Origin of the sequence: Haloterrigena sp. KLK7 (assembly GCF_037914945.1) — an archaeon.
Taxonomy (GTDB): Archaea; Halobacteriota; Halobacteria; order Halobacteriales; family Natrialbaceae; genus Haloterrigena; species Haloterrigena salinisoli.
Map to the genome: position 1 here is coordinate 2,648,828 of NZ_CP149787.1, position 23,278 is coordinate 2,672,105.

The 23,278-nt window shown below is 67.2% G+C and carries 23 protein-coding genes; 15 read left to right on the forward strand and 8 right to left on the reverse strand.

The genetic code is table 11. The features are described from left to right. The first annotated feature begins 40 nt into the window (after positions 1 to 40). Positions 41 to 202 carry a hypothetical protein gene (locus WD430_RS12990; RefSeq protein ID WP_339102865.1) on the forward strand — a complete coding sequence of 54 codons (162 nt, stop codon included), beginning with the start codon at positions 41 to 43 and terminating at the stop codon, positions 200 to 202. Between the two features lie 105 nt (positions 203 to 307). Further along, entirely contained in the window at positions 308 to 745 is a 438-nt protein-coding gene (msrB, locus tag WD430_RS12995) for a peptide-methionine (R)-S-oxide reductase MsrB (protein WP_339102866.1), read from the forward strand. A 60-nt stretch (positions 746 to 805) separates the two neighbouring features. Here msrB and WD430_RS13000 read toward each other — a convergent pair whose 3' ends face one another. Further along, positions 806 to 1,171 carry a hypothetical protein gene (locus tag WD430_RS13000; RefSeq protein WP_339102867.1) on the reverse strand — a complete coding sequence of 122 codons (366 nt, stop codon included), beginning with the start codon at positions 1,169 to 1,171 and terminating at the stop codon, positions 806 to 808. A 215-nt stretch (positions 1,172 to 1,386) separates the two neighbouring features. Here WD430_RS13000 and WD430_RS13005 point away from each other — a divergent pair, with 215 nt between their 5' ends. The 4 genes from WD430_RS13005 (at position 1,387) to WD430_RS13020 (ending at position 5,002) form a co-directional block, all read left to right on the forward strand. After that, complete coding sequence (locus WD430_RS13005; protein ID WP_339102868.1) at positions 1,387 to 1,914, forward strand: winged helix-turn-helix transcriptional regulator; 528 nt, start codon at positions 1,387 to 1,389, stop codon at positions 1,912 to 1,914. Between the two features lie 149 nt (positions 1,915 to 2,063). Beyond that, positions 2,064 to 2,993: a branched-chain amino acid transaminase gene (locus tag WD430_RS13010; RefSeq protein WP_339102869.1), complete on the forward strand. Its 930-nt coding sequence runs from the start codon at positions 2,064 to 2,066 to the stop codon at positions 2,991 to 2,993. Positions 2,994 to 3,146: 153 nt separating this feature from the next. After that, on the forward strand, positions 3,147 to 4,226 hold the full coding sequence (locus WD430_RS13015; RefSeq protein WP_339102870.1) for a hypothetical protein: 1,080 nt from the start codon (positions 3,147 to 3,149) through the stop codon (positions 4,224 to 4,226). Positions 4,227 to 4,297: 71 nt separating this feature from the next. Continuing rightward, entirely contained in the window at positions 4,298 to 5,002 is a 705-nt protein-coding gene (locus tag WD430_RS13020) for a phosphoglycerol geranylgeranyltransferase (protein WP_339102871.1), read from the forward strand. A 24-nt stretch (positions 5,003 to 5,026) separates the two neighbouring features. Here WD430_RS13020 and WD430_RS13025 read toward each other — a convergent pair whose 3' ends face one another. Further along, a complete protein-coding gene (locus WD430_RS13025) occupies positions 5,027 to 5,869 on the reverse strand; it encodes a Sir2 family NAD-dependent protein deacetylase (RefSeq protein WP_339102872.1) in 843 nt (280 codons plus the stop codon). Between the two features lie 202 nt (positions 5,870 to 6,071). Here WD430_RS13025 and aspS point away from each other — a divergent pair, with 202 nt between their 5' ends. Then, positions 6,072 to 7,376, forward strand: coding sequence for an aspartate--tRNA(Asn) ligase (aspS, locus tag WD430_RS13030; RefSeq protein ID WP_339102873.1), 1,305 nt, complete (start codon positions 6,072 to 6,074; stop codon positions 7,374 to 7,376). 387 nt (positions 7,377 to 7,763) lie between these two features. Here the strand turns inward: aspS and WD430_RS13035 are convergent, their stop codons facing one another. Further along, complete coding sequence (locus tag WD430_RS13035) at positions 7,764 to 8,645, reverse strand: alpha/beta hydrolase (RefSeq protein ID WP_339102874.1); 882 nt, start codon at positions 8,643 to 8,645, stop codon at positions 7,764 to 7,766. Positions 8,646 to 8,948: 303 nt separating this feature from the next. Here WD430_RS13035 and WD430_RS13040 point away from each other — a divergent pair, with 303 nt between their 5' ends. From WD430_RS13040 to WD430_RS13050, 3 genes are all read left to right on the forward strand, one after another. Then, on the forward strand, positions 8,949 to 9,782 hold the full coding sequence (locus WD430_RS13040; RefSeq protein ID WP_339102875.1) for a pantoate kinase: 834 nt from the start codon (positions 8,949 to 8,951) through the stop codon (positions 9,780 to 9,782). A 319-nt stretch (positions 9,783 to 10,101) separates the two neighbouring features. Next, the gene (locus WD430_RS13045; RefSeq protein ID WP_339102876.1) at positions 10,102 to 13,008 is read left to right on the forward strand and encodes a DUF1508 domain-containing protein; all 2,907 of its coding nucleotides are present in this window, start codon (positions 10,102 to 10,104) and stop codon (positions 13,006 to 13,008) included. Positions 13,009 to 13,119: 111 nt separating this feature from the next. Then, positions 13,120 to 13,776 carry a helix-turn-helix domain-containing protein gene (locus tag WD430_RS13050; protein WP_339102877.1) on the forward strand — a complete coding sequence of 219 codons (657 nt, stop codon included), beginning with the start codon at positions 13,120 to 13,122 and terminating at the stop codon, positions 13,774 to 13,776. A gap of 345 nt (positions 13,777 to 14,121) precedes the next feature. On the opposite strand, the gene WD430_RS13055 is transcribed toward WD430_RS13050, so the two are convergent. Next, the gene (locus tag WD430_RS13055; protein WP_339102878.1) at positions 14,122 to 14,820 is read right to left on the reverse strand and encodes a methyltransferase domain-containing protein; all 699 of its coding nucleotides are present in this window, start codon (positions 14,818 to 14,820) and stop codon (positions 14,122 to 14,124) included. A gap of 170 nt (positions 14,821 to 14,990) precedes the next feature. Between WD430_RS13055 and WD430_RS13060 the strand changes: the two genes are divergently transcribed. Then, the gene (locus WD430_RS13060; RefSeq protein WP_339102879.1) at positions 14,991 to 15,770 is read left to right on the forward strand and encodes a 4-phosphopantoate--beta-alanine ligase; all 780 of its coding nucleotides are present in this window, start codon (positions 14,991 to 14,993) and stop codon (positions 15,768 to 15,770) included. Between the two features lie 9 nt (positions 15,771 to 15,779). Here the strand turns inward: WD430_RS13060 and WD430_RS13065 are convergent, their stop codons facing one another. Continuing rightward, entirely contained in the window at positions 15,780 to 16,436 is a 657-nt protein-coding gene (locus WD430_RS13065) for a hypothetical protein (protein ID WP_339102880.1), read from the reverse strand. A 119-nt stretch (positions 16,437 to 16,555) separates the two neighbouring features. Here WD430_RS13065 and WD430_RS13070 point away from each other — a divergent pair, with 119 nt between their 5' ends. Together WD430_RS13070 and WD430_RS13075 are read left to right on the forward strand one after the other, a co-directional pair. Further along, positions 16,556 to 16,843, forward strand: a complete 288-nt coding sequence (locus WD430_RS13070; RefSeq protein ID WP_339102881.1) for a HalOD1 output domain-containing protein — start codon at positions 16,556 to 16,558, stop codon at positions 16,841 to 16,843. 218 nt (positions 16,844 to 17,061) lie between these two features. After that, the gene (locus WD430_RS13075) at positions 17,062 to 18,057 is read left to right on the forward strand and encodes a tyrosine--tRNA ligase (protein WP_339102882.1); all 996 of its coding nucleotides are present in this window, start codon (positions 17,062 to 17,064) and stop codon (positions 18,055 to 18,057) included. A gap of 28 nt (positions 18,058 to 18,085) precedes the next feature. On the opposite strand, the gene WD430_RS13080 is transcribed toward WD430_RS13075, so the two are convergent. Beyond that, positions 18,086 to 18,793, reverse strand: coding sequence for a bacterio-opsin activator domain-containing protein (locus WD430_RS13080; RefSeq protein ID WP_339102883.1), 708 nt, complete (start codon positions 18,791 to 18,793; stop codon positions 18,086 to 18,088). Between the two features lie 144 nt (positions 18,794 to 18,937). Here WD430_RS13080 and WD430_RS13085 point away from each other — a divergent pair, with 144 nt between their 5' ends. Then, on the forward strand, positions 18,938 to 20,077 hold the full coding sequence (locus WD430_RS13085) for an acyl-CoA dehydrogenase family protein (RefSeq protein ID WP_339102884.1): 1,140 nt from the start codon (positions 18,938 to 18,940) through the stop codon (positions 20,075 to 20,077). A 365-nt stretch (positions 20,078 to 20,442) separates the two neighbouring features. After that, positions 20,443 to 21,381, forward strand: a complete 939-nt coding sequence (locus WD430_RS13090; protein ID WP_339102885.1) for a biotin--[acetyl-CoA-carboxylase] ligase — start codon at positions 20,443 to 20,445, stop codon at positions 21,379 to 21,381. 114 nt (positions 21,382 to 21,495) lie between these two features. Here the strand turns inward: WD430_RS13090 and WD430_RS13095 are convergent, their stop codons facing one another. Further along, complete coding sequence (locus tag WD430_RS13095) at positions 21,496 to 21,975, reverse strand: universal stress protein (protein ID WP_339102886.1); 480 nt, start codon at positions 21,973 to 21,975, stop codon at positions 21,496 to 21,498. 133 nt (positions 21,976 to 22,108) lie between these two features. Then, a complete protein-coding gene (locus WD430_RS13100; RefSeq protein ID WP_339102887.1) occupies positions 22,109 to 23,140 on the reverse strand; it encodes an amidohydrolase family protein in 1,032 nt (343 codons plus the stop codon). Between the last annotated feature and the right edge of the window lie 138 nt (positions 23,141 to 23,278).

The window sequence follows — 23,278 nt, forward strand, 5'->3', positions numbered from 1 at the left end:
GTGAACAACTTCTATGCTACCGTGTCGCATAGATCGATCCATGGCGAGTAACTCGACCACTCTCGGCCTGTCTCGGTGTCGCAACTGCGGGTTCGAAGCGCCCGGCGGCGACGACGCGTGGCGTCGCATCGAGGTCCCGAAACTGGGACGCATGACCCAGTGTCCCGACTGTGAGAGTACCGACGTCATCACGAGTCGGTGAACGGCGACCGACGAACCGCCAACGATGAACCGCGACCGATGAACCCGACTCGAGAGGCGCCGTCGGAACGCACAGACTCTTGGGTGTCTCTCCCCTAGTACGCCTATGGAACACGATACGAGCGATCAGCCTCGAGACGACGGTGCCGACGGCGATCTCCCCGACAGCGACGCCGAGTGGCGCGACCGCCTGAGCGAGGAGGAGTATCGCATCCTGCGCGAGGCCGGTACCGAACCGCCGTTCAGCGGCGAGTACGTCGACCACAAGGACGACGGCACGTACGCTTGTGCGGGCTGCGGCGCCGAACTGTTCGACGCCGACACGAAGTTCGAGTCCGGTTGCGGCTGGCCCAGCTTCTACGACGTCGACGACGACCGCGTCGAGACCCGGCAGGACAACAGCCACGGGATGCGCCGCACCGAGGTCCTGTGTGCCAACTGCGGCGGCCACCTCGGCCACGTCTTCGAGGACGGCCCCGACCCTACGGGTCAACGCTACTGCATCAATTCGGTGGCGCTCGAGTTCGAGGACGAGGACGAATAGCGAGCCGTCACGCACCACCGGTCGAACGGTCGCTGCGGGGGAGCGATGGGTGACTCGAGGCTAGTCGTCGGAGCCGGACGACGGTCGTTCGCGGTTCGTCTCGGTGTCGGCCATCGGCCCGCTTCGGTAGACCGCATAGAGGACGAGCACGGCGATCGTGAAGTCGAACCCGTGTTCGACGAGGTGATGGACCGTCATGGGGACCACGCCGAACACGGTCCCGAGCCCGACGACGGACCGCACCACGAGCAGTCCGAGCACGGCCGTGATCAACAGATACCGGGTCGAACGCCGCCTCGAGTACGCGACGATCCCGCAACAGAAGAGGACCGTCGTCCCGACGGCGGCCAGCACGATCACGACCAGCAGAACCGGCGCCAGTTGCGGATCCAGCCACGGGATGTCGAAGGGGCTCGTATGTTCCATCCGCGATACGCTAGCTGCGCGGGAGAGCTACCTATGCGCTTCGGTCGTTCACCGACTCGTCCGAGATCGGTCCACTGCGACTGACGGACACCGACGGGTCGTATGACCCGTTCTCACCTGCCGGGAACGAGCGGAAGGCGTTATCCGGTCTTGGTCGCTAGTCGAGGGTAGCAGCCCCGCTACCGGGGCATCGATCCACGACGACCACGTCCACAATGAGCGAGACACGACGACAGATCAGGGCACACGTCCGGGCCAACGCCGGAATTCACTTCAACGAACTCGTCCGGGAGTCGGCGTACGCGCCGGGACAGATCCAGTATCACGTCCGTCGGCTGATCGACGCCGACGAACTCGTCCGCGAGGAACTCTACGGGCAGACCCACTACTACCCCCCGCAGTACGACGAGTGGGAACGCGCCGCGCTGGCGCTGTTCCGGCGCGAGACGACCCGCGAGATCGTCCTCTTTCTGATCGAGCGCGGCTCGTGCCGACCGGCCGCGGTCGCGGACGCCCTCGACATCGCCCGGAGCACCCTCGAGTACCACCTCGACAACCTGGTCGAGTGCGACATCGTCGAGAAGGAGTACGGGGACCGGAACCGCGTCACGCTCTCGCTGGCCCGGCCCGACCGAACCGCGCCGCTGCTCTCGGAGATCTCGCCGACGGTTCCGGACCGGCTGGTCGACCGGTTCACCCGGCTCGTCGACGGCCTGCTCGAGGACGCCTCCGGATCGCGATAACCGGCGCGAAGTCGCGGGCGGGCGTCGACTCGCGGCCGCCGGCGATCACTTCCTCGAGCGAAGTTTGGTGCGGGACGGTCCGTCTCCTCTCGTCGATCGCCCCCGAAAATCGCGAACACTTAGTACGGTGGCTTCAAACACTCTCGATCATGGGATTCGACGAGATGGACGTCGATACGATCTGGATGGACGGCGAGTTCGTCGACTGGGACGACGCGCAGGTCCACGTGCTGACGCACGGACTTCACTACGGCAGCGGCGTCTTCGAGGGCGCACGGTGTTACGACACCGCTGAGGGCCCCGCGATCTTCCGCTGGGAGGAACACCTCGAGCGGCTCTTCCAGTCCGCCAAGCCCTACGAGATGGACATCGACTACACGAAGGAGGAGCTCACCGAGGCGACGAAGGAACTCATCCAGCGCCAGGACCTCGAGTCCTGTTACATCCGGCCGATCGCCTTCTACGGCTACAACTCGCTGGGCGTGAGTCCGAAGGACTGTCCGACCAAGACCGCCATCGCGGTCTGGCCGTGGGGCGCGTATCTGGGCGAGGAGGCCTTAGAGGAGGGGATCGAGGTCATGATCTCCTCGTGGCGGAAACACGCCTCGAGCCAGATCCCGACGAACGCGAAGACGACGGGACTGTACGTCAACAGCATGCTCGCCGGTGAGGAAGCCCGCCGGAACGGCTTCGCCGAGGCGATCGTCCTCAACAAGGAGGGCAACGTCGCCGAAGGCCCCGGCGAGAACATCTTCCTCGTGCGCGACGACGAGATCTACACGCCCGGACTCTCGGAGTCGATCCTCGACGGTATCACCCGCGACACCGTGATCGAGATCGCCGAGGACCTCGGCTACACGGTCCACGACAACGTCTCGATCTCCCGGGGCGAACTCAACACGGCCGACGAGCTGTTCTTCACCGGCTCCGCGGCCGAGGTCACGCCCATCCGGAAGGTCGACAACGTCGTCATCGGCGACGGCTCCCGCGGCCCCGTCACCGAGGACATTCAGTCGCGGTTCTTCGACGTCGTCGAACGAGAGACCGACGAGTACGACGAGTGGTTCGACTACGTTTGAACTGATCGGCTCCCCGCCGTTGCGGTCGTCTGCGGTCTCTCCGCTTTCCTCGAGTCTCTACTGTCGACCGCACCTCGAGCCCCCGCTGTCGAAGCCATATCGAAGCTGTATCGAAGCCGAACCCTCTTGCCGTCGGCCCGCCAGCACCGAGCTATGTGCGCTGAACGCGTCCGGTTCGAGTCGGTCGACGTCCGCGACGTCGGGTCACTCGTCTGTGAGGAGCTGGCGGTCTCGTCGGCGTTTCGATCGTGGCTGCTCGAGCGACTCGATCTCTCCCTGCTCGAGTCGGGGACGCTCGTTTGCGTGCGGGACGCGATCGACGATCACGAGACGACCGATCCGACGCGGGACCCGATCGGCGTCGAACTCGGCCTCGAGAGCGACGACGAGCGGCATCTGATCGTCGTTACGGCGGCACGTGGCGACGGTGACGCGCCACCGCTCTCGGCCGCCGTCCGCGAGCGAATTCGGGCCCGCCGTGACCGTGCCCTCGGAGCCGAGTGGGACGACTGTCGGACGGTCCTGCTCGCGCCCGCCGACGCCATCGAGACCGCAGACGACACGCAGTCGGCGGTCGACGCGACGCTCTCGCTCGAGTCGCTTCGTGACCGTCTGGCTGCACGCGATACCGACCGCGGCGACTACCGGGCGGCGCTGGTGGCGGCCGCGATCGAGGGAGGGGCCCGAGCGTCGGACGGTCGGGCCGCAGCCCACGATCGGACGCGAGCGGTCGTCGATCGGTACGAGTCGTTCGTGGCCGAGCGCGAACCGGCCCTCGAGATCGAAGCCGATCCGACTCTCGATCCCGATCTCGAGAGCGGCGGAGCCGAAACGTCGCCGACCGCCGCGACGCTGGCGATCGAGTCTCCGTCGTTCGGCGACGAGCACCGCCTCGTTCACGACCTCGAGGCCGGAACCGTCGAGCTCCGAATCCCCGGAGCGGCGGATCACCTCCGGTCGTTCGCCGCCCGGTACGCGTCCGTCCTCTCGCCGGCCACGAGCCTGCTCACGGACGGCGACGCGCTCGTGCTTCGGCGATCGGTGCCGGCGATCGATCTCGAGGGCGGGAGCGGCGACGGCAGCGTCGGGGGCGAGGGCAGCGGCGGAGACGAGGACGGCGATGCGTTCGCCGACGACGATTCGGCCGTCGACGGCGACGCGCTCGAGGGCGCCCTCGAGGCGATCCGCGACCTTCTGGCGGTCTCCGAACGGGTTCGGGACGGGCGAGCGTGAGTCCGACGGGGCCAGATCCGGAGAGCGGGCGTTTCGTAGCGTTTTTGCCGGTTGTCGGGAAACGACGCGGTATGACTACCTGCCCCTGGGACGACTGGAACCATATTCTCAAGATCGACCCGGACAAGGAGCTCCCCGAGGGCGTCACCTACGGAGACCTCTGTGCGACCGGTACCGACGCCATCGAGGTCGGCGGCACCATGGGAATCACCGAGGAGAACATGGAAGCCGTCGTCGACGCCTGCGCCGAACACGACGTGCCGCTCTATCAGGAGCCCTCGAGCCCCGACGTCGTCATCGACAACCGGGCGCTCGAGGGGTATCTCATCCCCACCGTCTTCAACGCCGGCTCGCCGTTCTGGATCACGGGCGCCCACAAGGAGTGGGTGCGGACCGACGACGACATGGACTGGGACCGGACCTGGACGGAGGCCTACATCGTGATGAACCCGGAGGCCGACGTCGCGGCGTACACCGAGGCCGACTGCGACCTCGGTCCGGACGACGTCGCCGCCTACGCCGAGGTCGCCGAACGGATGTTCGGTCAGGAGATCGTCTACCTCGAGTACTCCGGGACGTTCGGCGACGAGGACGTCGTCGAAGCGGCCGGCGAAGCGACCGACGAGACGACCCTGTTCTACGGCGGCGGTATCCACGACTACGACTCGGCCGCGACGATGGCCCGGCACGCCGACGTGATCGTCGTCGGTGACCTCGCTCACGAGGAAGGTGTCGAGGCCGTCCGCGAGACGGTCGAGGCAGCGCAGGACGTCTGATTCGGTTCGGTCCCGACTCGAACATCATTCTGCGACGAGTTCGCGAAGCCGCGGCAGCACCTCGGTCACGTCCTCGCGACGGACCACGTCGGCCGCGTCGTCGACCGGCGTCGACTCGAGGTTGACGATACCGAGAGTGGCTCCCGTCGACGCCGCCTGTCGAGGCAGCGAGGCGGCCGGCTCGACGACCAACGAGGAGCCGATCGCGAGGAACACGTCGCTCTCGCGGGCTAACGACCGCGCGCGCTGGATGACCGCGCCCGGAAGCTGTTCGCCGAAGAGGACGACGTCGGGTTTGAAGACGCCGCTGCACTCGCAGGTCGGCGGGAGTTCGCCGTCGGCGGCGCGCTCGAAGATCGGATCGCCGTCCCTTCGCCGCCCGCAGTCCGTACAGCGGACGCGCCGGGCGTTGCCGTGTAGCTCGAGGAGCGTCGTGTCGTCGGCCGCGGCCTCGGCGTTCGATTCCGCGGCTCCGTCCGTTCGATTGCCGCCGGTCCCGTCGGCGTCCTCGCTCGAGTCCCCGGAAACCGCGGCGGCGGCCTGCGCGTGTAACCCGTCGGTGTTCTGCGTGAGAATCGCCTCGAGGTGACCGTCCCGCCCCATCGCGGCCAGCGCCTCGTGGGCTGCGTTGGGCTCGTACTCCTCGTCGAACATCTCCCGCTGGAGGTCGACGCGGTCGTCCCAGAACCCCTCCGGATCGCTCCGAAACCGGCCGTAGGTGAACTGCCCCTCGTCGAACTGCTCCCAGACGCCGTCGTCGCCGCGGAACGTCGGCACGCCCGAGGGCGCGGAGATGCCCGCGCCGGTGAAGGCGACGACGGTGTCTGCGCTCCGGATCTCGTCGGCGAGTGACTCGAGGTCGTCCATATCGAACGATCGGGACGGATCGTGAAAATTCGTCGCGATGCGAACGACTGCAACCGCACGACTCGAGGGCGATCGGACCCGATCGTTCGCTCGAGGGGGCTTCGACGGCCCGTCCTCGAGCGAACGGACGAGCGTGAGAGTCCCGCGAACCGAACGGCCGCGAACGATTGCGCTTAAGTTGCGGCGACCGGAATCGAGGTGTATGCAGGACCGAACCTACACTGCTGACGCCGAGCCGGGCGACGACGTCACCGTCGCCGGCTGGGTCCACGAGATCCGCGACCTCGGCGGAATCGCCTTCCTGATTCTCCGCGATACGTCGGGCAAGATCCAGATCAAGTTCGAGAAGGACGAAATGGACGACGACCTCGTCGAGACGGGACTGGACGTCTCCCGCGAGAGCGTCGTCACGGTCTCGGGCGCCGTCGAAGAGGAGCCCCGCGCGCCGACGGGCGTCGAGGTCACGCCCGAGTCCGTCGAGGTCGTCGCCCCCGCCGACCCCGAACTGCCGCTGGACCCGTCGGGGAAGGTCGACGCTGACCTCTCGACGCGACTCGACAACCGGACGCTCGACCTCCGGAAGGAAGAGGTCCAGGCCATCTTCGAGATCCGCTCGGAGATCCTGCGCGCCGTCCGCGAGCAGTTCCGCGAGTTCCGCTGTACGGAGATCAACACGCCGAAGATCGTCGCCACCGGGACCGAGGGCGGGACCGAACTGTTCCCGATCACCTACTTCGGCGAGGAGGCCTTCATGAACCAGTCGCCGCAGCTGTTCAAGCAGCTCATCGCTGGCTCGAACGTCGAGCGCGTCTTCGAGATCGGCCCGATCTTCCGCGCGGAAGAGCACAACACGCCGCGGCACCTGAACGAGGCGACCTCGATCGACTTCGAGGGCGCGTTCTGCGACCATCAGGACGCCATGGACGTCGTCGAGGGCGTCGTCAAAGCCGCCTACGAAGCCATCGAGGAGAACTGCAGCGAGCAGCTCGAGGCGCTCGGCCTCGAGGACGAGTTCGCGGTGCCCGACGAGGCGTTCCCCCGCATCAGCTACGAGGAGGCCATCGAGCGCATCAACGCGACGGGCGAACTCGACGAGCAACTCGTCTGGGGCGACGACCTCTCGACGCCGGCCGAGGAGGCCCTCGGACAGGACGTCGGCGGCCACTACTTCATCACCGACTGGCCGAGCGAGATCAAGCCGTTCTACATCAAGGACCACGACGACGACCCCGAGCTCTCGACCGGTTTCGACCTGATGCACCCGCGGATGGAACTGGTCTCGGGCGGCCAGCGCGAACACCGCCACGAGAAGCTCATCGAGGGCTTCGAACAGCAGGGCCTCGACCCCGACCAGTTCGAGTACTACACGAAGATGTTCAAGTACGGCATGCCGCCCCACGCCGGCTTCGGCCTCGGCGGCGAGCGCCTGATCATGACGATTCTCGGACTGGACAACATCCGAGAAGCCGTTCTCTTCCCGCGAGACCGGCAGCGACTCAGTCCGTAGGACTGGTCGCTGTTCGTCGAGCGGGAGCTCGTGGGACCGTTAGTCCCACGGTGTTCCCGCGAGATCGTCAACGTCTGAGCCCGTAGGCGAAGACGTTGAGAGCCGGCGAGACTCGAGCGACACGAGAGTCTCGCGTGACCGACAGCGTCTGTCGCCGTAGGCGACGACGCAACTGTCGGGCAGGAACTCGTTGGGCGAGCAACTGCGTCCAACGGTGTTTGCAGGCATCGCCGACACTTATCGCCGTATGCGGCTACGTAACCCGGTAGTCACACCGCTATCGGATCGGAAACGAGTGGGTGGGCTATCGAGACGGGAACGGCGGTACGCCGCGAAAAAACGAGACGGGTGCTCGGAACCGCAGTTCACGGCGGGCGCTGTCAACCGTTAGAACCAGCCCCAGCCGTCGTCTCCGCCGTCGTCGCCGTCGTTATTATCGTTACAGGAACCACTGTTGATAGCGCCGGCGAGGTCGCTACCGACCATCGAGTCGCCCAGATACGAGAGGTGGCTGCCGACGCTGACGGTGACGTCGACGTCCGTGTAGTTCGGGGCGGGATCGCAGCCGGCTCCCTCGGTTCCGAGGGCCGTGTCACCGAAGCCGCCGTAGGCGCCGCCGACCGTCGAGTCGTTGTTCGAGTGGTAGTTGCGGACCTCGCAGGCGTTGTCCAGACCGGCGTTCCACGGACTGCCACAGACTTCCGAGCCGTCGGCGGCCGCGCCCAGCGGAGCGACGGTCTCGATCTGGTAGCCGCTGCTGAGTTTGGTCGCGGTCCAGAGGACACAGCGGCCGCCCAGCGAGTGGCCGACCAGTCGGACGTTGCCGCCGCCGCTATCGTAGAACTCCTCGATGAGACCAGCCGTGACCTCGCCGACGTTCTCGGTGTCGGCTTCCGCGCCGACGAAGTTGAAGCTCGTCGCGGGCCACTCGATGGCGACCGTCTCGTCGGGCGAATAGCCGCCCGACTCGAGGGAGCGCTCGACGCTCGAGGCCTGACTCGAGACGGTGGTGTCGCCGAACCAGCCGTGGACGAACACGAGCAGTTCGTCCGTGACCGGGAGGCTGCCGTCGGCGCTCCAACCGACCAGGCCGTCGTTGATTTCGATGACGTCGGGACCGAGGACCTGTGCCGACGCCGAACCGGACGCGGCGGCCAGTCCGGTGCCACCGACGACCGACGTTCCGGCCGCCTTCAGTAGCGTTCGGCGACTCGTAGCGGTCCGATCATCGGTCGATTGCGATCGTTCTAGAGTGGTGTCATCCGACATCGTCCATTCAGTACATTTTAGATGATATACTTAATTCTAACTTCTAGCACTAAACATAAATTACTGTAGGCAGTGTATTAGAGTCACGTTACTCGACGCGTTCGAGTTCGAAACGCCACGCGATAGCGGGACGGTTCGCTCTCGAGAACGGGCGACCGCCGCGTCCAGTAGCAGTTCGACGGCGAACGTGCGAGCGGTGCGACGAGGGTCCGCCGTCGAGTGACCGAGGCTCCGGATCCGAGTGGGGCCGTGGAAATGACCGAATCTACAACGTTATATCGTCCGAGTCGTAATCGGGGGGCAATGCGCGAGGAGGCGACGGCGTTCGTACCGGGGCACATCACGGGCTTTTTCAGCGCTCACCCAGACGACGATCCGACCGAAGCGGGCTCTCGAGGCGCGGGAGTGACGCTTACGGACGGCGTCGAGGTGACGGTCGAACCGACTGACGAGGGGGCGTCGACGATCGTCCTCGACGGGACGGAACTCGAGATCGAAGCCGTCGAGACCGTCCTCGAGACGCTCGAGGTCACCGCCCGCGTCGAGGCAGAGTCGGAGCTGCCGCTGGGATCGGGCTTCGGCGTCTCCGGCGCGATGGCGCTGGGGACGGCGCTGGCGGCCAATCGCGTGTTCGATCGCAAACTCTCCTGGAACGAACTCGTGACGATCGCCCACGGGGCGGAGGTACAGGCCGGGACGGGACTGGGCGACGTGGTCGCGCAGGCCCACGGCGGCGTCCCGATCCGACTCGAGCCGGGCGGGCCGCAGGTGAACGAGCTGGACGCGATCCCCTCGCGGGCGCGCGTCGAGTACGTGACGTTCGGGGAGCTCTCGACGGCCGACGTCCTCTCGGGCGAGACCGACCAGCTCTCGGCGGCCGGCACGCAGGCGCTCTCGAGGGTCGTCGAGGAGCCGACGCTGCTCTCCTTTATGTACGCCTCGCGGCTGTTCGCCCGCGAAGCGGAGCTGTTGACCGAGCGCGTCGCGCGGACGATCGGCGACGTCACGGCGGTCGACGGCCAGGCCTCGATGGCGATGCTCGGCGAGACCGTCTTCGCGTTCGGCACGGGGCTCTCCGACGCCGGGTACGAGCCGACCGTCTGTGCGACTCATCCGGCGGGCGCGATGCTGAAGTAACCGCTGTCGGTTAAGTATCGAACCGGTATCCCAGATAGCGGAAGGTTCTCCGGCGAGTCGCCGATCTCCGACGGCATCGACTCGAATCGGGATCCGTTCGTCGATAGCCGAGTACAGTCTGCTGTTCTGTCCGGAAATACGAGGAGATGTGGGCGTTCCTGGACGCTTTGCGCGGTAAGCGTCTGCAGTAGCGTATCGTTAGCGCTTCCGATGAGACTGTCGGACAGACACAACGTGTTTCGTTAGTAACGTATCAGTGATCGGTTTCATGGCCGGAGCTTTATTATGATGGGTTTCAGTTATCTGTTCAAGATTAAGAATGTCTTCAGCGAGTGAAATTCACCGAAGCTTGTTTCGGCTGTACGAACACTACGTCGGTGAACCCGACTCGAGCAAGGACGTCTACGGTTACTGGGTGTTCATCGCGGGCTACCTGCTCGGGGCGGCCGGCATTTTCACCTACGTCGTCGGCTACGCCGGCAGCGCGGGCTCCTATACCCTGATCAGGATCTCCGGCGTGACCGCGGCGACGGGGCTGGCGCTCTGTCTGTTCGGCATCGTTCTCATGCTCCCGGTACGCAGGATCGGGATCTACGCGAGCGCGCTCGGACTCCTCGTCGCGCTGGGCGGCGTCGTCTTCTTCGGCTGGGCCTACCCCTACAACTGGCGGGAACTCGGCACCGACTACAGCGTTCAGGTCATCTCCGTCTACACGCTCGGGATCGGCCTCATCGCGGGCGTCACCGCGCTCGTCCCGATTCTGACGGGCCAGAAGGGGATGTTCGTCGAGGAGGAGGGCGCGACCGACGATCCGGAGATCATGACCGGCGACGCGATGGAGGGCGCCCAGTTCGCCGTCTTCCGTGACGAGGACGGCGACTGGCAGTGGCACGTGCTCCACCTCGAGGCGCTGGCGGCGAGCAACGACAGCGCGGTCACGCGACCGGAGGCGACCGAGAGCATCGAGCGCGTCCAGTCCCAGATCAGTTCCGCGGGGCTGATGGAACTGACGACCTCCGCGTTCCGACTCTACGAGGACCGCGACGGCACCTGGCAGTGGACGCTGGCCCGCGACGACGGCAGCGTCGTCGGCGCCAGCACCGGCGAGTTCGCCGAGCGCGACGACGCCGAGAACTCGGTCAGCTTCCTCAAGGACCGCGGTCCCGAGGCGGACGTCATCGAGATCGAGGGCGCGGCCTTCACCTACGAGGAACGCCGCGACCGGTGGTACTGGCAACTGGTCGACGACGATCGGACGCCGCTGGCCTCGAGCGATACCGGCTACCGGAGCCAGGAGACCGCCGAGGAGGCCGCCCAGACGTTCGCCGAGCGGTTCGATCGGGCGCGGCTGCTCGACGTCGAGCACGTCGGCGTCGAACTCGTCGAGCGCGCCGGCGACTGGACGTGGCGGTTCGTCGACGACCGCGACGAGGTCGTCGCCACCGCCTCCGACGCCTACGACTCCCGACGGGACGCCGAGGCGGCCGCCGAAGCGCTGCTCCCCGCACTCGAGTCGGCCGCCGTCACGGTCGCCGGGGAGCCGACCTACGAGCTCTACCAGTCGGGCTCGCAGTGGCGCTGGCGGCTCGTCGACGAGTCCGAGCACGTCGTCGCTCGGAGCCCCGACGAGGCGACCGCCCGCGGAGCCGTCGAGGCGAGCGCCGATCGGTTCGGCGACCACGCTCGCGACGCCGACGTCGTGGAGATCGACGACGCGGAGTACGAGGTCTACCCCGCCGAGAGCGAGCCCGCTGCCGCCGAGGACGACGGGGACGACCTCCCGGCGACGGTCGACGAGGCGATGGCCGACGGGGGGACCGAGCTCGAGTTCGACGACGCAACCCGATCCGAGACCGGCCCCGACTGGAACTGGCGGCTCGTCACGGAGGACCGCGACGTCGTCGCGGCGAGCACCGAGCCCCATCCCGACGCGGAGTCGGCGACCGACGCCATCGAGCGCGTTCGCCAGCAGGCCAGCGAGGCCGACCTCATCGAGTTCGAACACGCCGCGTTCCAGGTCTACGAGGCCGACGACAGCGAGTGGCGCTGGCGGCTCATCGACGAGGACGGCAACGTGCTGGCCGACAGCGGCGAGGAGCACACCTCCCGCGGCGAGGCCGCCGAGGCGATGATGACGCTCAAGGAGCAGGCGCCCGACGCCGAACTGCTCGAGATCGAGACCGCGGCGTTCGAACTGTTCGTCAACGAGGACGACGAGTGGGGCTGGCGGCTCATCGACGAGGCCGGCAAACTCGTCGCCGAGGACCCCGCGACCCACCCCACCCGCGGCGCCGCCCGACAGGCGATGAACCGCCTGCTCGAGCACCTCGATTCGGACGTTCGGACGATGGATCGGGCGATGTTCCAGACCTACGCGGCCGAGGACTGGCAGTGGCGGTTCGTACTCTCGACGGGCGAGACCGTCGCGGAGGCCGGCGCGGCCCACCCGACCCGGGACGAACTCGTGGACGCTCTGGACGACGTCCGCGAGTCGGCCGCGACGGCCCAGCGCCACGCGATCGGCGAGGTCGCCGTCCAGCTCTACGATAGCGGCGGCTGGCACTGGCGACTGCTCGATCGCGACCGCGAGGAACTCGCCGACTCGAGGGTCACCTACGACGACCGCGACGGCGCGGTCGGCGGCGTCGAATCGCTGCAGGCCCACGTCGGCGACGCGCCGATCTTCGCCATCGAGGACGCCGCGATCCGGCTGGACCGCGACGACGGCTGGTCGTGGGAACTCGTCGACCGCGAGCGCGAGGTGATCGCGAGCGCGGTCGGTGCGGGTGCGTCCAAGGCCGCCGTCCTCGACGATATCGAGGCCGTGCGCCAGCTGGCGCCGATGGCCGGCCGCGTCGACTTCGACGTCGCCTCGTTCGAACTCGTCGCCGACGAGGACGACCACTGGCAGTGGCGGCTCATCGACGAGGACGGCCGCACCATCGCGACCGGCACCGAGAGCCACGACTCCACCGAGGCCGCCCGCGCGGCCCTCGAGGACGTCCGCGAGCTGATCGCCGACGCGAGCATCCTCGAGATCGACAGCGTCTCGTTCGAACTCCACACGGCCGACGACGGGGAGGGCTGGGTCTGGCAGCTCATCGACGAGTACGGGACGACGATGGCCGAGAGCACTCAGACCTACGAGAACCGCACCGAGGCCCGCGAGGCGATGAACGACGTGAAGGCCCACGCGCCCGAGGGCTGGATCACCTTCACGGAGTGACCGCCGCGCGGTCGATTCGATCCGCCCGCTGACCGCCGCTCGTTTTCGCCGCTTCGGATCCGATCTAGTGGCGCTCGGACGTTTATGTGCCCCGAGCGCGATCCTCGAGGCATGAAATCGATGGGGATCGAACTGGAATACGCCCTCGAGGCGCTCCCGCCGCTGCACGCGGGCATCTGCGAATCGCCCGACATCGATCGGGAGATCATCGTCGGGGGACGGGCGATCGACGGGATCGAGACGATCACGTCGTTCGTCTACGGGGATTCCGAGGCCTACGCGTCGCTGCTCGAGGACCTCGAGGCCGTCCGCGAGTACGATATCACGACCACGGACGACGGCTTCTTCTGCTATCTCCGGCGGGACCTCGGCGCGGACGGACTGTCGCTGTTGAACGCGCTCGCACAGGAGACCGTCGTGGTCGTACCGCCGATCGAGGTCGGGTCGGATCGAACGATTCGCCTGACCCTCGTCGGTCACCCATCCGCGCTCACCACCGTCGTTGAAGAGGTTCCCGACGGAATCCGACTGGACGTCCAGTGGGTGAGCGACGAGGTGACGGTCTCCGGGCCGGCCGTGACCGAGCGACAGACGGCGGCCCTGCGGACGGCCCGCGACGTCGGCTACTACGAGATCCCCCGGGAAGCGGGGATCGAGACCGTCGCCGCCGAACTCGACTGCGCCGTCTCGACGGCGTCGGAACTCCTCCGGCGCGGCGAAGCGAACGCGGTCGAGCGCGCCCTCGAGGGCGATCGGTCGTCGCGATAGGGTCGGAGAGTGAGCGGCCCGAAACGGGCTACTCGAGGGGTTGTAGTGGAACGGAAGCGTTCTGCTATCGCGGCAACAGGGTGTCGCCACGTCCTCCCCAGCCGATTTCTGCTCACGGGCGCGAAGCGCCCGTTCGTACGGTTCGCGGAACCTTCGGTTCCGCGCTAACGCTCACTCGTATCCTCGTTCGCTCATCCACTGGAAGACGTTCTGCGTCTTCCAACCCCTCGCACGGCCTCGTCGACTGGCCTCGCAGTCACTCGGCCAGTCGACAGCGCGCGCCACCGCACGACGGATGGGTGACTGGTGATGAGGGAACCGTGCGCTCACGTACTGATACCCGGGTCACGCAGCGTCGCGCTTCTCGCAGACGGCCGTGTAGGCGGTGCCAGCGAGGTGCGTGTCGACGATTTCGCAGCGATCGAAGACGGCCTCGAGCGATCCGACCACGTCGCCGTCGGGGTTCCAGTTCGCGTACCAGCGGAGGAACCGCCGGATGAGGGGATTCAGGACGCGGAGGGGACCGCTCGGGGCCGGTCGAACGTCGACGACGGCGAACCGCGTACCGGGGCGCAGCGACCGGGAGACCGTCTCCACGGTGCGGCGGACGTCGGGCATGACCGAGAGCGAGAGCGTCGCCAGCGCCGCGTCGAACGGCTCGTCGAACGCGGTCCTCGCGGCGTCGGCTCGACGCAGTTCGACGTTCTCCCAGCCGTGAGCCGCGATCCGATTCCGGGCGTTCTCGAGCATTTCCGGGCTGTAGTCGACGGCGACGAGTTCGCCCTCCGCGCCGATATCGCGTCGAACCCGCTCGAAGTTGACGCCCGGGCCGCAGCCGATCTCGAGGACGCGGTCGCCCGCCTGCAACTCGAGGAGATCGATCGCCGCCTCGCGGATCGGTTCGAAGTCCCGCTCGCTCATCCCGTACCAGTCGCTCCAGCGGTCCCAGACCGCGCGACTGCGCTCGAGGTGGGCTTCGTACTGGTCGTCCGCCGGCGTCGTCGCGTCGCGTCCGGAGTCGCGCCCGTCGCGTTCCGTGGCCATATTCGCAATTCGGCCGAGACGGGAGAGTAGCTTCACGCGAAACCTATCGCCCATTTATGACCCCTCAGTTGGCTCCGGCGGACCGACCGGCTCCGATCGCGCTCGTCGCGTCACGGCGAAAGCGCCGAGCGATCGGACCGTTTTTTATCGACTACCCCCAGTGACCGACCGTGACAGACTACGACACCGTCTCCGCGGAGGTCGACCACGAGGAGGAGATCCCGGAGGACCATCCGCGATACCAGGATCTGCTCACCCGCCACCGGATCGAGAAGGGCGTCGAGAAGGGCATCACCCACCTGCAGGGGATGCACGCCGAGGGCCGAGGCAGCGCCTTCGACTACTTACTCGGCGAGGAGACGATTCCCAGCGCCGACGCGGCCGAACGCGCCGCTGCGGCTCACCTGCTGCTGGCCGACCGACCCGTGCTCTCGATCAACGGGAACGTCGCCGCGCTCGTCCCCGAGGAGATGGCCGCCCTCGCCGACGCGACCGGCGCCGATCTCGAGGTCAACCTCTTCAACCGCACCGAGGAACGGATCGAAGCGATCGCCGACCATCTCCGCGACCACGGCGCCGGGGACGTCAAGGGGCTCGAGGCCGACGCGCGCATCCCGAATCTGGATCACCAGCGCGCGAAAGTCGACGAGGACGGGATCTACGCGGCCGACGTCGTGCTCGTCCCCCTCGAGGACGGCGACCGCGCCGAGGCGTTAGACGAGATGGGCAAGACCGAGATCGTGATCGACCTCAACCCGCTCTCGCGGTCGCCGCAGGTCGCCGACGTTCCGATCGTCGACAACATCATCCGTGCAGTTCCGAACATGACCGAACACGCCCGCGACCTCGCGGACGCCGACGAGTCGGAGCTCGAGGCGATCGTCGAGGCGTTCGACCGCGAGGCCGCTCTCGAGGAGGCGGAGGAGCGAATCCGGTCGGGCGAGTTGTGAGGTACGGGCTCAGAATTCGTCCGTTATCGCGGGTGAGACGGCGTCGCGTGCGTCGTCGCGGTCGATAACGTAGCTTCGCTCCGCACTGATACCGGGAAGTCGCGACTTCAGTTCGGCGATGCGTTCTTCGACGCGGTAGTACGACAGCGAGAGGTACTCGCTGGCCGCCCGCGACAGCGAGTCGTCGATCTCGTAGGCGATCCCGTCGGAGCCGTTGAGACACCGCCGCTCGTAGTCGACGAGCCACTTTCGGGCCATCGCGACGCCCGTCTCGGCGTCGTAGCCCCGGGCGACGTAGTGTTTGTAGGGATGGCGGATCCACGAGTACTCCCAGTGGGCGTAGACGTCGACCTTCTCGGCGTCCTCGATCGCGTGGAGCACGACGTGGAGCTGCTCGTCGGCCAGCGGCGACGGCCGCCAGACCCACGATCCCTCCGAGGTGTTGCCGTCGAATCGGACCTTCAGCGACGCGATCGGATTTCGCGAGAAGCCGAGCTCGGCGAGGAGCGACTCGAGGCGGGCCTCCGAACAGTGGGCCGTGAGCACGTACTCGTCGGCCGTGGTGTGGCTGACGGCGTAACCGCCGAACGTTCCCGCGAACAGGTAGTGGAGCTGCGGCAGGAGGCTCCGGCGAACGGCGTTGACAGCGTCCTCTTTGTACGTCATGCGATCGGACGGGCTACGCGAGCCAGCGGGAAGTGTATTCGGGACGGCAGCGGGTTCCACGCTCGGGCCTGCCACAGCCGGTAGAACTGTTACTATCGTTCCCATCGACGGTGGGACCGATGCCCGGCCCGACCGATCTACCCGACGACGACGTCGTCACGCGCCGAACCCTCGACACCACGCGAGACGCCCCAGCGATCGGACTCGTAGAGATCGTCGCCGACCTCGAGGAGACCGACGCGATGGAGCTCACGCCGATCTACGATCGGGCCGACGATCTGATCGACGACCTCTTCGGGACGCCGCCCGGCGCCGACGCCGACGCGAGACTCGAGTTCACCTACCAGGGATATCGGATCGCCGTCGAGCAGGACGGAACCGTCGTGATTCGAGAGCCATCGGCGTAACCGTCGCCGCGATTCGATAGCGACGCGATCGCACTCGTCGAACGACGGCCCCGAACGAGACCGTAGCTGACTCCCGATTTCCCGCCGATGCGACGGCCGGCCGTCTCGCAGGACGGCCCGCGACCGGGTCGAGACAGTCGTCGAGCCGTTCCGTCTCCCTCACTCGAGTCGGAGTTCGTTTCAGGGGGTATAAATTGCTCCTCCGATACCCTCCACACATGGATACCTACGACCTGATCACGCGAAACGCCGAGGAGGTCGTCACCGACGAGGAGGTCCGCGACCTCGCGGACGATCCCGCGGGCAAGCGCGCCTACGTCGGCTACGAGCCCTCCGGCGTGCTCCATCTCGGCCATCTGCTGACGGCGAACAAACTCATCGATCTCCAGGAGGCCGGCATGGAGGTCGTCGTCCTGCTGGCGGACGTCCACGCCTACCTCAACGGGAAGGGAACCTTCGAGGAGATCCGCGAGACCGCCGAGCGGATGAAAGCCCAGTTCGTCGCCTACGGGCTCGACGAGGACAACACCGAGTTCGTCTACGGCTCCGAGTTCCAACTCGACGAGGAGTACACCCTGGACCTCCACGAACTCGAGCTCTCGACCACGATGAACCGCGCTCAGCGCGCCATGGCCGAGATTCAGGGCGACGAGACGGCGAAGGTGAGTCACCTCGTCTACCCGCTGATGCAGACCTTGGACATCGAGTACCTCGATCTCGATCTCGCGGTCGGCGGGCTCGACCAGCGCAAGGTCCACATGCTCGCTCGCGAGAAGCTGCCCGAAGTCGACTACGAGGTCCGACCCGCCCTCCACACGCCCATCGTCGCCGACCTCACCAGCGGCGAGGGGAAGATGTCCTCGAGCGAGGGGATCACCATCTCGATGGAGGACTCGACCGAGGAGCTCGAGGAGAAGGTCAACTCGGCGTACTGCCCGCCGACCCGCGATCCGGAGCCGGACGACGACGGCACCGAGCGCGAGAACCCCGTCCTCGAGCTGTTCGAGTACCACGTCTTCCCGCGATTCGACGAGATCGTCGTCGAACGCCCCGAGAAGTACGGCGGCGACCTGACCTACGAGGCCTACGAGTCGCTGGCCGCGGACCTCGAGTCCGGCGAACTCCACCCCGCCGACGCGAAGGGAACGCTGGCGAGCTACCTGGACGAACTGATCGCGCCGGGCCGCGAGAAGCTCCGCGAGCTTCGAGAGTAGGCGGGTCGATCACGTCTCGAGTCCAGAGCTACTCGACGAACACGTTCTCGTCGTCGGTATCGAGGAGCGAACTGAAGATCTTTCCTTCGGCGGTCCGGAGATGCTGCGAGAAGGTGGCCGGCGCGATCCCCAGTTCGGCGGCGAGTTCGCTGGCCTCGTGCTTCCGCGGCCAGTCGTAGAAGCCGTTCATGTAGGCCGTCAGAAACACCTCTCGCTGCCTGTCGGTGAGCGTCTCGACGACTGACTGCGTGAAGTCGTGTCGCGTAAAGAGCGGCGTCGATCGCCCCCGATCGCGACGGTCGTCGACGGTCACCGTCGGATGCTCCCGTTCGAACCGGTCGACGAGTTCGGCGGCGGCCGACTGCGAGGCGACCTCCGCGACGACCCGCCCGTCACCGCCGTCGGCCTCGACGGTCCGCGGGATCGCGCCGAAATCGACGACGGTAGCCGCGACGCAGCCGTCGCGAAGGTGAAGCCGTACCCGTCCGCCGTCGTCGTGTCGGGCGACGAGGTCCGCGTCGACCGCCTCGGTGTCGTCGATCGGGTCCAGTATCCGCTCCGGCGGGGCGTCCTCGACGGTGAAGTACTCGACGTACCCGCCGTCCGAGTGAGGGAAGATCACCTCGAGCCCGAGCCGGCAGCTCGCCGCCCGCGACACGTCGACGAACGGATACGACGGATCGTCGACGCGGAACTCGACTTCGACGACCGGTTTCTCGCTGTGACTTCGGCTCATCTCCCGTGGGCATTCGCGGGCCTGGTACGGTTCCCTTTCGCAGTCCATAGCAGGGGCTTCTTTCGTCCGTCGCCGGCGTATTCGATACCGCTCGCCGCCTCCCTCACCGATGATTTGACGACCGTCGGCCTCGAGTACCGTGGTATGTCCTTCCATCTCGAGCCGGAGCGGGAAGCGATTCGCGACGCGGTCAGGGAGTTCGGCGAGAACGAGATCCGACCGATCGCCGCGGAGTACGAGGCCGAACAGCGGTATCCGGCGGAACTGCTCGCCGATGCCGCCGCCCTCGACTTCGTGGCACCCCACGTCCCCGAGGCGTACGGCGGCGCCGGAATGGACCCGATCTCGACCGCGATCGTCACCGAGGAACTGTGGCGGGCCGATCCCGGCGTCGGCGGCTCGATCGCCGCCGCGGACTTCGGCACCGGCATGCTCCTCGAGTACGGCGACGAGCGACTGTGCGAGGAGTGGCTGCCGGAGATCACCGCCGGCGAGACGCCGATCGCGACGGGCATCTCCGAGCCCGCCCACGGCTCGAACGTCGCGGGGATGGAGACGCGCGCGGAAAAAGACGGTGACGAGTGGGTCATCGACGGACAGAAGATGTGGATCACGAACGGCACGGTCGCCGACGTGGCGATCGTCATGGCCAAGACCTCGCCCGAGCGGGGTCACACCGGGATCACGGCGTTCCTGACGCCCACCGACGTCGACGGCTACGAGGCGACGCGCATCACGAACAAACTCGGGATTAAGGCTCAGGACACCGCCGAGATCGTCCTCGACGACATCCGCGTCCCCGAGGAAAACGTCGTCGGGGAGGTCGACCGCGGCTTCTACCAGTTGATGGAGTTCTTCGCGCCCGCCCGCGTCGACGTGGCCGCGCAGGCGACCGGTGTGGCGCAGGCCGCACTCGAGGAAGCGATCGACTACGCCACCGAGCGCGAGCAGTTCGACCGGAAGATCGCGGCGTTTCAGGCGATCCGGCACAAGATCGCGGAGATGGCGACGGGGATCGAGGCGGGACGGTCGCTCGCCTATCGCGCCGCGAGCGCCCTCGAGTCGGGCGACGACGCGACCGCGACGAGACTGGCCGCGATGGCGAAACTGTTCGCGAGCGAGACCGCCGTCGACGTCACCGACGAGGCGCTGCAGGTCCACGGAGGGGCGGGCTACGTCTCGGACCACCCGATCGAACGGTTCTATCGGGACGCTCGGATCACCAAGATCTACGACGGCACGAGCGAGATCCAGAAGAACGTCATCGCCGATCAGCTGCTGTAGTCCCGCCGGTCCGAAAAATCGGGATCAGAACTCGACCGACCCGATCGCTGTCTCGTCTCCGCACCGGCGACACTCGAAGGTCGTTCTGTATTCCTCGCACGGTTCGTGCACCTCCAGTCCACACGTCTCGCAGATCACGAGCTCCGCCTCCTCGACTCGGCGTCCGCAGGTCGTACAGCGCCGTCCGATTTTCATGGGTATTGTTAACTCACCACACTCCATTCGTAGCTCCGTGAACGGTCGGCAAAAGCCTACGGATTAGCCAGCGAGCCGGACTCTCATTCCACAGATACCGACGGTCGATCTCCCGCCGCAGCCGGCGTCGATCCCGCCGATTGAAGTGCGAGCGCGCCCCTCTCGAGGCCATGAACGAGACGCGACGGGCGATCCTCGAGGCGCTGTCCGACGGGCCGGTCTCCGGGCCGGAGCTGGCCGAGTCGCTGGACGTCTCGCGGGCGGCGGTCTGGAAACAGATCGACGGCCTCCGCGACGCCGGCTTCGAGATCGAGAGCGGACCGACCGGCTACGAACTGGTCGCCGTCGAGGCGTACACCGGGCCGGCCGTCGAGTTCGGGCTCGAGGCCCCGATTTCGGTCGACTACCACGAGACGATCGGGAGCACGAACGACCGCGCGCGCGAACTCGCCGCCGACGGGACCGCAGACGTGGCCGTACTGGCCGACGAGCAGACCGGCAGCCGCGGTCGACTGGAGCGCGAGTGGTCGTCACCGTCCGGTGGCGTCTGGATGAGCGTCGTCTCGCGGCCCGCGATCGCGCCCGCGCGAGCGCCGCTGTACACGCTCGCGGCCGCGGTCGCGACGGCGCGGGCGACCCGCGAGGTCGGCGTCGACGCCCGGATCAAGTGGCCCAACGACGTGGTCGTCCCGGTCGGAGACGAGGGCGACTACCGGAAGCTCGCGGGCGTCCTCACCGAGATGGAGGGCGAGACGGATCGGGTCGACTGGCTCGTCGTCGGTATCGGGGTCAACGCGAACGTCGACGCCGATCGGCTTCCGGAGGGAGCAACGAGTATTCGCGACGAGGCGGGCGACGTCGATCGCCGGCTGTTCGTCCAGCGACTCCTCGAGGAGTTCGACGACTATCGGAACGACCTCGAGGCCGTCGTCCCGGCGTGGCGGGACCTGACGCTGACGCTGGGCCAGCGCGTCAGGGTCGACCGGCCCGCGGGCGAAATCGTCGGCGAGGCGGTCGACGTCACCGATTCGGGGGCGCTCGTGGTCGAGACGGACGACGGGCGACGGACGGTCTCGGCGGGAGACTGCGAACACTTGCGGCCGGTCTGAGGGCCGCGTTCGGCCCGGAGTTTGCGGGTTGCTTCGAACTGCGGATCGCAGTCGCTCCGAGAATCGTGTCCGATCTGCGGGCCGTTCGACCGGTGTCCGCCGATCGAACTCGGTTCACTCGACGGCGACGCGTTTCCGGTCCCGGCGATCCCCCTCGTCGTCGGAGGGATCGACGTGAACCGCCAGTACCGGCACCGGCGCGCGGCGAACGACGCGTTCGGTGACGCTGCCCAGCAGGAGTCGGTCGATACCGGCCCGTCCGTGCGTTCCCATGACGACGAGGTCGCACTCCCCTGGCTGGGCCTGATCGACGATGACGCGGCTCGGCGATCCCTCGAGCACCGCCGTCTCGACATCGACGTCGGCCGGCGCGAGCTCCTCGACCCGACCGACCGCGCGCTCTCCGTCCTCGCGGAGGGCGCTGCCGATTCCCTCCAGTGCGGCTTCCATCGGGAGGCTTCCGTAGCCCGTGACGTCGACGACGTAGATCGCTCGCACCGTGGCGTCGTGGCTCCGGGCCAGATCGAACGCGTACTCGAGGGCGTGTTCGACCTCCGGCGAGCCGTCGGTCGGAACGAGGATACAGTCGTACATACGGTCTATGCTAACACACAACGAACCAGTATAATAGCGTTGTCGTGGTCCAGTCGAACGGTCACTCGAGTTGATAGCCGCGAGCGACGCGCGAAAACTGGAGTCAGCCGCGGTCGACGAGCGAAACGGCGAATCAGTCGTCTGCTGAACCGAAGACGACCTCACGAACGTCGTCGACGCCGGCCCGCCGGACCACGGCCCGGACCGGGTCGCGAGCGCCGGCGAGGTTGTGCGAGTCGCCGTCGAGGACCAGCAGTCGGGCCTCCCGTCCCGGTTCGACGAGTCCGCACTCGAGGTCGGCGATCTCGGCACCGTTGACCGTGGCCATCCGGAGGATCTCGGCGGCCGGCAGGTCGGAGAGTTTGGCGAGGAACTCCATCTCGCGGAACATCGACGGCGAGTTGAGCATCACGTTGTCCGTCCCGAGCGCGAGCGTCGTCCGCTCGTTCAGTTCCTCGTAGGGCGACAGCCCGACATCGGTGACGAGGTTCGAACGCGGACAGACGACGATCGGGACCTCCTGCTCGGCGACGCGCTCGAGATGGTCGGGCTCGGGGTGGACCATGTGGACAAGGAACTCCGGTTCCAGGTCGAGCGCGGGGTCGATGTCGCTGGCGTCGACCTCGCCCGCGTGGATGCCGAACGGTTTGCCCGCCTCGCGGGTCGCCTCCCGCTCTTCCGCGAAGTCGGCGTCGTTCGCCCCGCTGGCGCCGAAGCCGTCGCCGGCGTGCATCGCGTCGACCGTCTCGCGGCCGAAGGCGATCGGCTCGATTTCGAGCCCCTCCGCGGCCCGCTCTAAGGTCTCGACGCCCTCGACGCCGCCCTCGCGGAACTCGAGGCAGGCCGCGGTCCCCGCCTCCTGCATGAACTGCAGCGAGCGACGCATCGCCGCGGCGAGTTCGTCCTGCGAGGCCTGCCGCAGCAACCGGTGTTTCAGCCCGTCGGGCGGGGCGACCAGTTCCTCGAGCGAGAGGCCGCCGCCGGCCTCCTTCGCGATCGAGTCGCCGATGTGCGTGTGGGCGTTGACGAACGCCGGCAGGATGATGTCGTCGCTCTCGATGGCCGTCTCCTCGATCGCCTCGATCCGTCCCTCGTCGCCGATCACGACGCGTCCCTCGACGGGTTCGAACTCGGGCCCGCGAAGGATCGTCCCCGTTCGTTCCATAGGTACGTGTTCGCACCGCGCTCCTTCAACGGTTCGGGGTCGGCCGACTCGACCGCGAACGGTCACTGAACCCGACTGTCCGGCTCCGGGAACGTCCCATTTCCGCCGTTAGTACGGCTCAGACGGCTACTTTTCGTC